Source organism: Kitasatospora sp. MY 5-36 (genome assembly GCF_001182915.1).
Classification (GTDB): Bacteria; Actinomycetota; Actinomycetes; order Streptomycetales; family Streptomycetaceae; genus Kitasatospora.
Window position 1 is genome coordinate 1 of the sequence record NZ_LFVW01000368.1, and the last position, 11951, is coordinate 11951.

General features: G+C 68.8%; 3 protein-coding genes. 1 reads left to right on the forward strand and 2 read right to left on the reverse strand.

From position 1 onward, the window contains the following. Both AE652_RS48420 and AE652_RS22875 read right to left on the reverse strand, forming a co-directional pair. The coding region (locus AE652_RS48420) for a hypothetical protein (RefSeq protein WP_234348491.1) at nucleotides 1-186 on the reverse strand (186 nt) is incomplete at its 3' end. 325 nt (nucleotides 187-511) lie between these two features. Then, the gene (locus AE652_RS22875; protein WP_159028527.1) at nucleotides 512-4753 is read right to left on the reverse strand and encodes a LamG-like jellyroll fold domain-containing protein; all 4242 of its coding nucleotides are present in this window, start codon (nucleotides 4751-4753) and stop codon (nucleotides 512-514) included. 386 nt (nucleotides 4754-5139) lie between these two features. Here AE652_RS22875 and AE652_RS22880 point away from each other — a divergent pair. Continuing rightward, nucleotides 5140-11951, forward strand: a 6812-nt coding sequence (locus tag AE652_RS22880) for an RHS repeat-associated core domain-containing protein (RefSeq protein ID WP_159028528.1), incomplete at its 3' end; no start/stop codon positions are given.

Genomic DNA, 11951 nt, shown 5'->3' on the forward strand with positions numbered 1-11951 from the left:
CCGCCCCGGCCGCCCGGCCCGGTCCGCCCGGTCCGCGCGCTCCTCGCGCACCGACGCCAACAGCGGCTCGGTGCCCTTGAGATCGGCGATCAGCCGGTCCGCCGTCCGCGGCGCCAACTGACGGCACGTCCGCGCCGTGGCCCGCCGCGCCGCCTCCGCCGCGGGGTGCTGCAGCACCTCCCGCAACGCCGGACTCTGCTCCAGTTGCGACCTGAGCCGCCGCCCGGCCGCTACGGACACTCGGGCTTGCACAGGAGCCTCCTCGCCAGGCCACGACCACATCGTCCGCAACCCCACCAGCTGGCCGATCCGGTGTCAACGCCGCCGACTGCTATGACCGTTTTGCGGTATTTCATTGCATGTCGGACCAGCCCGGAAACACCCGCGGGCACCGCGTTCGGCGGGGAGATCCCTCCCCGGAGGGTGCCCGGCAGACGCGAAGGGCCCGCGCCGCCGGGTGGCGACGCGGGCCCTGGTGGCCACTCAGGACCGGGGGCTCAGGACCTGGAGGTCAGGAGCGCGGCGGAGCGGGCAGCACGGCCGTCCGCAGGGTCGGGATGTCCCACAGCTGGTTGGGCCCGTAGCCGCAGCCGGCGATCTGGAGCCGGGTGCCGCTGGTGGCAGGCCCGCCCGGCAGCTCGAAGCACTTGCCGGAGGCGGGGTGGAACAGCGCGCCGTTCGCGAGCGGGATCCACTTCTGCGCCGTGGTGCCGTCGCAGGAGTGGTACTCCAGCTGCGTGCCGTCGACCGTGCCGGCGTTCACCGTGGCGATGCAGCCGCCCTTGACCCGGACGGTGCCGTCGTTCCCGAGAGCGAGCTGCTGGGCCTCGGTGCCGTTGCAGTTCACCAGCATGATCGGGTTGCCGTCGTCCTTGCTTCCGTTGATGTCGTCGACGCACATGCCCGCGTCGACACCGGAGCGGACGACGCTGGTGGCACCCGATGCGGTCGGAGCCACTGCGAACGGGTACACGGCGGTGCTGCTGATGCTTCCGTCGAAGCTCGCGGTCGGCTTGGACTGGTACTTGTACCGGCCCAGGGTGAACGGTCCCGAGGACGCCGGGCTGGTGCCGGCCCGGTGGAACTTGGTGCCGGCCAGGACACCGTCTACGTAGAGGGCCATCGCCCCGGTGTCGGCGTTGTACGAGGCCGTCAGGCGCGTCCAGACACCGGGCCGGGTCTCGGCGCTGGCGTTCTGGGTGTCGGTGAAGTCGTACGACCAGGTGTCGTCGTCCGTGTACGCGAGGCCGAAGTGCCAGTTCTTGCCCGCGCCGTCGGTGTACAGCAGGAAGTTGCTGGAGTGCCCGGTCTCCTGGCTGGCGACGACGCCCGGGCCCGAACCAGCCTTGGCCCAGGTGGAGATGGTGAAGCTCTTGCGGGTGTCGACCACCGGGCCGCTCATGGTGATGTTCGAGCCGGCGCCGGAGGAGAAGGTGCCCACGGTGGTCTTCCGGCCGTCCACGGTGTCCTCGACCCAGCCGACGTTCGTGGCCCACCCGTCGGCGCGCTTCTGTCCGTCGCGAACGGTGTTGCTGCCGTCGGGCGCGGCCAGCCAGTTGCCGGTGGGGTGGTTGAGGTTGCCGAGCACGACCGGAGTGCTCTCCAGGCCGGCCACCGTCGGGCCGCTGTTGGGGTTGTCCTTGTCCTTCGGGGCGCCGGTACCGGCCCAGACGACGAGCTGGTTGTTGGTGTCCACAGCCCAAAGGTCCGGAACGCCGTCACCGGTGACGTCGCCGCTGGAGCCGACCTTCGGGTACAGCCTGGCGTCGATTCCATCGGCGATCTTGCCCGTGGCAGGGTCGGCGAAGGCGGAAGCATCGTAGGTGTCCCCGGGGGCCGGAGCCAGCTGGTAGGCGTGGATGGTGCCGTCGACCTTCGAACGGGTCCACACGGTCGGGATGCTCGTCCCCTTGGTCGGCCCGGGAGTGATCAGGTCGTAGTCGCTCCACGTCTTGTTCTGGGACAGGAGGATGGTGGGGCCGTTGAGGAGCTTGCTGCTGTTCTGGAGGGCGAGCCACAGTCGACCGTCCTCGACATAGAGCAACGACGAGGAGGGCAGACCGGCGGTGCTGGTTCCGGGATCACTCGGAGTGTCGCCGGCGGGTGAGCCGAATGCCGCGATCTGGGTCACGGCTGACCAGTCGCTACCGTTCTTGTAGGTGGAACAGGTAATTGATGTGCCGCTGGGCAGAAAGCACATGCCGCTCTTTTTCAGGTCGACTGCCGCCTGACCGTCGAGACGGCCCGTGCCGTCTTCGTTGACGTACAGGTAGAGGTGGGCGGATCCGGGAGCGTGGGCGACCAGGTCGTCGACATTCCGAGCGCTGAATGAGCCTCGGTGGGAGATCTGGACGGTGCTCCAGTCCTTGTTGCCCGCTGCTCCGGGTGCCGAGGCCTGAACAGTGTTCGGCGCGGAGTACGGGTCAGTGGCGGGACCGACGAGGCGCAATGAGCCGGTGCCGTCCGGCAGCAGGATGTCGGCCTTCCGGTCGCTGTCGATGTCTCCCATGATCGGGTCGCCGGCATTGGGATTGCTCGGCGCGAAGAAGGTGTAAGCGACCGGCTGGGACATGTTGCCGGCGTTGTCCTGGGTCTGCAGGTAGAGGAAGTTCGTACCCCAGTGCGTGGCGTGATGCTTCAGCTGGTAGCTGCCGCCGTCCATCTTGACGATGTTGTCGCTGCGGTCTGTGCACTTCCAGCCGGTGGCTGAGGCCTGGATCGGGTCGGTGGTCCAGCGGGCACAGGCCAGACCGGAGGTCTGGCCGCCGGTGGCCGGGGCCGGATCGGTGCCGGTCAGGGTGAAGTAGCCGTCTTCGCCGACGGGCTTGGGGTGCCCGCCGAGGGTGCCCGACTCGGGGAAGTCCGTCGAGGTGATGCGAGCGGTCGGCGGGGTGCGGTCGATGCGCAGGTAGCACGTCGGGCTGTTGTCGCTCGTGAGCGTGCCGTCGGTGGTGGTGGCGAACCAGCCGTACTGGTGGCCGTCGATCAGCGGGCCGACGCTCACGTTCTTGAGGCCTGAACTCGCGGCCCAACCGGTCTCGTAGATCTTCAGAGAGTTGTCGTTGTCGTCCCAGATTCTGAACGCGGTCCAGAGCTGTTCGCCGGTCGGCGACCAGGTGTCCACGCTCAGGTTGATGTCGGTGTTGATGCCGACCCAGCCCGGTGCCTCCTTCGGGTCCGTGGTGCCGCCGGTCTGGCACTTGTCGTGCGAGTCGTTCCAGGCGAAGCCAGGGGTCGGGCTGGTCGCCGGGTCTCCGATGCGAGGCTTGAGGTCGTAGGTCACGACGACATGCGGGTTGTTGGCCCACCGCTGGCGGTAGAGCTTGTTGCGCTCGTCGTCGGGGGCGAACATGAAGGTCCAGCTGTGCCAGCCTTCGGCGGCTGCCTGGGCCATCTGGCTGTAGACGTCGAACTCCTTGCCGCCGCCGCCGGAGATCTGGGTCGTGGCGACCTTGGTGCACTTCCCCGGTTCGGGGCACGGTTGGGCGTTCCAGCGCGTCCCCGCGTTGATCGGGTTCTCGTCGTCCGTCCTGGTCGAGTAGAGGCCCATCGGGGTGGAGGTCGAGGGACTGGACGACTGCGCGACGGTGGCGTAGAGCTTGGCGCTGAGGACGGTCGAACCCCAGAACGCCGAGTTCAGGCCCACCTGGAAGTAGGCGCGCTCCCTGCCTTCCCTCTCGCACTTGTTGGCCGAGTTGATGTAGCCGCAGTATCCGGACGCCGGCTTGTCCTGGCCGAGCTGCGTCCCGTTGTACTCCATCATGTCCGGGTAGGCCTCCTGCACTTGGGCCCAGGCCAGGGTGCCGTTGTCGACACTGGGGTTCCAGCCCGGGTCGATGAACCAGGGGCCGGTGCCCTGCCCGAGGACCGAGGCGTCCGGTACCAGGTCGATGCCGCCGTCGCTGACGGTGGTGGCGATCGGCGCGGTCCGGGCGCCGGGCCCGGGAGCCTTGCTGTCGGACCCGGCGGCCTCCGCCGCACCATCCGCAGCGGGCGCCGCGGCGGATCTGGCCGCGGTCTTGGGCTCCGCGGCCGGGGTCGTGGAGGAATCCCACAGCACGGGCGGCGGTGCGGTGAAGCGGGCTTTGCCGGAAGCGTCCTCGGCCGACAGGTTGCCGTTGGCGTCCGCCTTGACGGTCAGTCCGTCGGCGACGGTGTCGAGGTGCAGCTTCTTGATCTTCGGATCGACCGCCGCCTGTGCGGTGCGCACGATCAGGACCTGGCGCCAGCCGCCGGCGGGTGTGGCGCTCAGCTCCAGGTCGACGTCGGGCAGGACGGAGCGGTACAGGGCGCTGCTGCCAGTGAGTTCGGGCTTCGGCAGGGTGAACGGCGCCTTGATCGACAGTTTCTTGCCGTCCGCCGTGGCCATGGTGGCCAGCGGGTTGGTGCCGCCGCCGGAGAAGGTGAGTCCGGAGGGCACGGCAGTGGGTGCGACCGTGCCGTCGGGGTTGATCCGCAGCGTCGCGTCCACGGTGCGCCAGGTTCCGTCGGCGTTCTTGACCCGCTCCACCACGGGGGAGGAGTCGGTGGTCAGCGTGCCGTCCGGGTTGGCCGTGGTCTGGCTGCCGCCCGTGGTCATGGCATCGACCACGACAGGCTTCCCGGTGCTCTTCGCCTTCGCCCGGGCGGCTCGTACCGCCTCGGTCTGTGCGGAGCGGGAGTCGGGCTGCCCCTTGGCCGGAGGCGCCGGCCAGGAGGCGTCGGCCAAGCCGTGGTGGTGGTCGGCGGGAGCCGCCACCGCAGCGCTGGGCACCGCCAGCAGCCCGGCGCCCAGGGAGAGGACGGCGGTGCAGGCTAGCGGCAGGAGACCGGCGCGGAATGTCCGGACTCCCGTCGGTCGTCCGGAATGGCCGGGAGATGGAGGATGTGACCTCACCATGTAGACCCCCTCGTGATTGGTGATGTGAGCAGAGATCGGTCGCACGCTGCCTTCACATTTGCTCGACTGTCAAAGAGTTTTGTCGACAAGCTGTCCGAGTTGTCGGGGGTGGTGGCGCATTGCTCTCCGCGTGACATTGATCACACAGAGTGCTTCTCTTTCTTTCCTACCTTCGGTAGGTCGTGTGCCCCTAAGGTGCCGGAGGCCTGGGCCGGTGCGACCGGTCCGATTCAAGGCTTGGCAATCTTTGGGGGGATCAGTTGTCCCGTTCTGTCCGCCTGTTCACCAGACCGCGAAGTCTGCGGGTGGCCGTGGTGGCGGCGCTGGCCGTCACCATGTCCGTGGTGACACTTCCTTCGATCGAGGCGGTCGCCCAAGCGGCGGCCCCGCCCGAGGTGTGGGTGCCACCGAACACTCCGGTGCCGGATGCCCGACCGGTCAAGGGCGCCGATGACAAGCCCGTCGGCCACACGCCGGACCCGGGCAAGAAGTGGTCGCCGCCGGCCGACTCCAGCCCGCCGGCCGGTACGGCCACCGCTGTCCTCGGCGCTGCCGGAGCCGGAGCGGCCCTGGCACCGAGATCTGCTGACGCGACGTCGGTTCCGGCGCCCGTCCAGGCCGGTTCGCTGCCGGTCTGGATCGCACCGGCGACCGGCGCGAAGCCCGCCGCCCTCGCCGCCCCGGCGGCCAAGGACACCGCCTCCGCCGCTCAGGCCTCAACTCTCCAGGTCGAGTTGGCCGACCGGCCCCGCGCCGACGCGGCGGGCGTGAACGGTGCCCTGGTGGGTGTCAGCGACACCGGTGCGGGCGCCGGAGCCGGCCGGGTCGAGGTCGGGATCGACATCCAGGCCTGGGCGAAGAACGCCGGCGCCAACTGGGCGTCACGGGCCCGGATCGTCCAACTTCCCGGCTGCGCCCTGACGACTCCGGGAGCCGCCGGCTGCACCACCCGCACCCCGGTGGCGTCGCACCGGGACGACTCGACCGGCCGCCTGATGGCCGAGGTCGACGTCCCGCAGCCGACCGCCTCCGTGGCCGCCAAGTCCTTCGCCTCCGGGGCCTTCGCGAGCCCGGCCGCGGCCTCTCCCACGGTGGCGCTCGCCGTCGAGGCGGACGTCAAGGGCAACAGCGGTGACTTCAGCGCATCACCGATCACCCCGTCCGCCTCATGGCAGGCTGGTGCCAACGCGGGCAACTTCACCTACGGCTACACCGCCGAGCTGCCCTCCGCACTGGCCGGCCCGGCCCCCGACGTCTCGTTCGGTTACGACTCCTCCGCGGTGGACGGCAAGACCGCCTCCACCAACGCCCAGCCGTCCTGGATCGGTGAGGGCTGGGAGTGGCACCCGGGCTCGATCGTCCGCGGCTACAAGGGCTGCAAGGACGCCGGGATCGACAAGTCCGGCGACCAGTGCTGGGGCGGCGACCTGCTCCAGCTCTCGCTCGCCGGGCATGCGGGCCAGCTGGTCAAGGACGACAAGTCCTGCGACTGGCACCTCCAAGGCGAGGACGGCACCAAGGTCGAGCGGCTGACCGGCCAGAACAACGGTGCCTGGAACGGCGAAGCCTGGCGGATCACCACCACCGAGGGCACCCAGTACTACTTCGGCGCCAACCACCTGCCCGGTGGCGACGGCACCGACCAGGCCAGCAACTCGGTCTCCACCGTGCCGGTCTACTGGCCCGGTGGCCAGGACCCGTGCCTGAAGACGGGCTCGCCGGCCACCAACTCCTGGAACCAGATGGGTTGGCAGTGGTCGCTGGACTACATCGTCGACCCGCACCAGAACCTGATCACCTACCGGTACGACCAGGAGCAGAACTACTACGCCCGGGGCGGCGGCCAGAACAACGGCAACGGCACCCGGACGCAGTACCAGCGGGCGAGCTACCCGACCTGGGTCGGTTACGGCCAGCGCCTGCCCGACCAGATCGCCGCCAAGGGCAAGGCCAACCCGGCCGCCCAGGTGTGGTTCCGCACCGCGGAGCGCTGCCTGTCCACCGAGGACTTCAGCTGCGACCCGTCCCTGCGGAACAAGGACAACGCCAAGCGCTGGCCGGACACGCCGATCGACCAGAACTGCGAGGCGACCGGTGACTGCACCGTCTACTCGCCGACCTTCTGGACCACCAAGCGCCTGACGAAGGTCGACACCGAGGTCTGGGACGGTGCCAAGTACCGCCCGGTCGACTCCTTCGCCCTCAACCAGTCCTTCCAGGACCCGGGCGACGGCACCTCACCGTCGCTCTGGCTAGACTCGATCCAGCGCACCGGCACCAACAACCGCACGCCGCTCACCCTGCCGGCCGTGTACTTCGAGCCGCTGCAGATCGCCAACCGCGTCGCGGGTCAGATCGTCGAGCCGGACGGCACGTCGGCCTCGATCGAGCCGTACAAGCGTCCGCGCATCCAGAAGATCACCACCGAGACCGGTGGCCTGATCAACATCGTGTACCGGCCCGCCGAGTGCTCGCGCGAGGCGGGCGGGAAGATGCCCGCGTCCGAGGACGGCAACACGATGGCCTGCATGCCGGTCAAGTGGTACCTGCCCGGACAGACCGCGCCGGACCCGGTCAACGACTGGTTCAACAAGATCATCGTGCAGTCGGTCACCCAGCAGGACGCGGTCGCCGGCAATCAGCCCGCGGTCGTCACCGACTACGAGTACGGCGGCGGCGCGGCCTGGCACCGCAACGACTCCGAGATGGCCGACGCCAAGTCCCGTACCTGGGACCAGTTCCGCGGCTACGCTACGGTCACCACGCGCACCGGCAGCGGAAGTGATGTCAAGTCGCCCCGCACCAAGTCGACCGCCACCTTCCTGCGCGGCATGGACGGTGACGTCCTCGCCGACAAGACGGCCCGCCAGGTGTCCGTGAAGGACGTCCACGGCGGCACCATCAAGGACGAGAACGTCCTGGCCGGATTCGTCCGCGACTCCGCCAGCTACGCCGGTGACAACGGCGAGGTCCTGGCCACCATGGTCTCCGAACCGTGGCTCGGTCCGATCACGGCCACCCGGGCCCAGTCCGGCGGCATGCCGGAGATCACCGCCCGGGCCGTCAACGCCCAGAAGGTGACCACCCGCCAGAAGCTGGCAAGCGGTGCCTGGCGCACCAGCGAGCGCTCCACCACGTACGACTCGACGCCGTTCACCCGCCCGCTGGCGGTCTACGACAACGGCGACATCGCCCACCCCGAGCAACTGCTCTGCACCTCCTTCGAGTACGCCACCGGCCCCGGCGACGTGCCGACGCAGCTGGCCTCGCGCACCCTGGTCCTGAAGGGCGCCTGCGGCCAGACGCCGACCAAGGACAACACGGTCGCCGACACCCGGTCCTACTTCGACGGCCAGGCGCTCGGCAAGGTCGGGACCAAGGCCGAGCAGACCTCGACCGAGGTCCTGGAGCGCTACGACGCGGCGGGCAAGCCGGTCTACCGGGCCACCGCCCGGGTGAGCTTCGACGACTACGGTCGGGTCGTCAGCACCGTCGACCCGACCCGTACCGACGCCACCCACCCGACCGGTGCCGAGACCAGGACCGCCTACTCGCCGGTCACCGGGCAGCTGCCGACCCAGATCACCCACACCAATCCGATGGGCTGGCAGACCATCAGCACCCTGGACGTGGGCCGTGGCTCGGCACTCAAGATCAAGGACGAGAACGGCCGGATCAGCGAGCAGGAGTTCGACTCCCTGGGCCGAGCTTCGGCCAGCTGGAGCCCCGGCCATGAACGGGCGACCTATCCGGACTTCCCCAATCGAAAGTTCTCCTACTCGGTCAACGGCGCCAAAGCGCCCTCGCAGGTCCTCAGCCAGGCGCTGATGGGGGACCTGGAGACGTACACCTCCAGCTTCACCATCTACGACGGCCTCGGCCGGATCCGCCAGACCCAGGCCAGCACCCCGTCGGGTGCCCCCGGCCGTATGATCACCGACGCGCTGTTCGACTCGCACGGCTGGCAGATCAAGACGAGTGCCGCCTACTACAACGACCAGGCGCAGCCCAGCGGTCAGCTCTTCCTGCCGAACGGCGGAGTGAACCCGGACGGGAAGATCCCGTCCCAGACCGTCCAGACGTACGACGGCGCGGGCCGGGTGACCGACTCGGTCTTCCAGTCATACGGTGTCGAGCAGTGGCGCAGCCATACCGACTACCCCGGTGCCGACGAAGTCCGCACCACCCCGCCGGCCGGCGGCTACGCCTCCGCGACCGTGTCGGACGCGCGTGGCAACACCGTCGCGCTGCGTCAGTACAAGGCCAACACTCCGACCGGTGCGTACGACGAGACCACTTACGGCTACACGCCGCAGGGCAAGGAGGCCTGGCGTAAGGACGCGGCCGGCAATCAGTGGACGTACGAGTACGACCTGCTGGGCCGCCCGGTGAAGTCCACCGACCCGGACTCGGGCACCGGCACGACGACGTACGACGACAGCAAGAACCTCGTCACGGTCACCGACTCCCGCGGCAAGAGTGCTACCAGCGTCGCTGACCTGCTGGGCCGCAACGTCGCGGCCTACGAGGGCACCGCGATCGACCCGACGAAACAGGTCGCCGCTTGGACCTACGACACTCTTGTCAACGGCAAGCCGACCACCTCGACCCGCTTCGTGGGTGGGGCGGCCGGAGACGCCTACACGTCGGAGATCACTGGCTACGACATCGGATACCGCGAACTCGGTACCAAGACCACCATCCCGGCCGTGGAGAAGGGCCTCGCCGGCGTCTACCAGACCGACAACACCTACGACGACGCAGGCCGCCTGACCTCCACGACCCTGCCGGCGGTGGCCGGCATGGGTCGGGAGAAGCTGACTTTCGCGACTGACATCGTCGGTCAGTTCGGAGGACTCAGCAGCAGCATCGGATTCGCCAAGAACGTCTTTGTGGCCGATGTCCGGTACGACGCTTACGGCCGGCCCTACCGCACCACGATGGGTGGTGCGGGTAAGCAGGTGGTCGCCACGATGCTGATCGACGACGCCACCGGCCGGGTGACGCGTTCGACCCTGGACAAGCAGACCGCCGAGACCGCCCACGTCGACTCCGTCGACTACACCTACAACCCGCTGGGCCAGGTCACCTCGGCCCGCGACGCGCAGGACGGCCAGGTCGCCGACCTGCAGTGCTTCACCCACGACTACCTCGGGAGGCTCACCCAGGCCTGGACCGACACCGGCACCCAGACCACCAGGCCGCAGCCGAGCGTCCCCGGCGTCGGTGCCTGCACCAACACCGACGGTCCGTCGGTGAGCGGCGGCAAGCCGAGCGTCGGTGGCCCGGCTCCGTACTGGCAGCAGTACGAGTACGACCTCATCGGCAACCGCACGAAGCTGGTCCAGAAGGACGTCACCGGCAACGCCGCCAAGGACGTCACCACCGCCCAGACCTTCGGCTCCGGTGCCAACACCCCCTCCTCCGACCCGAAGACGGGCGGCGGCACGGGCGGTCCGCACGCGCTGATGAAGTCCACCCAGACCGGCCCGGCCGGCACCGCGGTGACCTCGTACACCTATGACGCGGCGGGCAACACCACCTCGATCACCGACACCCCGGGCACCAAGTCACTGACCTGGAACGCCCAGGGCAAGCTCGACCAGATCACCGGTACCGGCCAGAGCGGTGCGACCAGCTACCTGTACGACGTGTCGGGCAACCAGCTGATCCGTCGCGAGGCCGGCAAGACCACGCTCAACCTGGGCGCGGACCAGATCACCCTGGACACCACCAACAACGCCAACGTCGTCACCAACGTCCGCACCTACGGGGCGCCCAACGGCCTCTCCGTCACGCGTACGACGACCAACGGCGCGTCCAAGCTGGCGTACCAGGGCGCGGATCCGCACGGCACCAACGGCGTCCAGTTCGACCCGGGGACGCTCGCCCACGTCCGGCGTCCCACGGACCCGTTCGGCAACGAGCGCGGCACCCAGCCGACGGCGGGCGTCTGGGCTGGAGACAAGGGCTTCGTCGGCGGCACCAAGGAGAAGTCCACCGGCTTCACCCTCCTCGGTGCCCGCGAGTACGACCCCAAGACGGGCCGCTTCATCAGCCCCGACCCGATCGTGGACGCCGGTGACCCCCAGCAGTGGAACGCCTACGCGTACGCCAACAACAGCCCGATCAACAAGTCGGACGCCAACGGTCTGAGGCCGACCTGTGACACTCCGGAGGAGTGCAAGAGTCTGGCGGATGTCAGGGACGACGGCCACGGCAAGTCCTTCATCACTTCAGCTGCCTGGTCGCCACCCACGGTGGATAACATCTCACAGCCGACGAAGGATGAGCGAGCCGCGGGCCAAGCTCTCGATGCCGCGCACAAGAACCTCAACGACAGCAAGCGCAAGCGCGACGAACTCGTGCACAAGGTGGTCGACATCGTCGGCGACCTGATCGGTTTCAACGACGCCCGCGACTGCTTCACCAAGGGCGACGTGATGGCCTGCATTGGCACGGCCCTCAATGTGGTGCCCTGGGGCAAGATCGCCAAGGCAGTCAAGGCCGGAATCCAAGCCTTCAAGATCTACAAGGAGATCGAGAAGGTCTACAGCGCCATCCGTTCCGGCGAACGCGCGGCCAGGGAAGCCGAAGCCGCGTACGTTGGCGCCACGACGGCCGCGGCGGAAGCCAGAGCAGCAGAAAAAGCTGCAGCCAGGGCGGCAGAAGAGAAAGCGGCAAAGGAATCAGCGCCAGATACCCCAGGAACCGATTCCAAAATCGCAGCCAAACAAGAGGAATCGGTCGGCGGAAGCTGCCTGAACAGCTTCCCGACCGGCACCCGGGTGCTGATGGGGGACGGCACTCTCAAGCCGATCGAGGAGATCCAAGAGGGTGACGTCGTCATGGCGACCGACCCCCAGAGCGGCGAGACCCACTCCGAGCCGGTGACCGCCACCATCACCACCCCCGACGACAAGGACTTCACCGACCTCACCCTCACCGACGACACCAGCCCCCGCGGCCCCCCGGCCGATAACCAGGCGAAGGTCACCTCCACCTACCACCACCCCTACTGGAGCGAGACCCGTCAGCAGTGGGTCGACGCCGGCGAACTGACCTCCGGCGA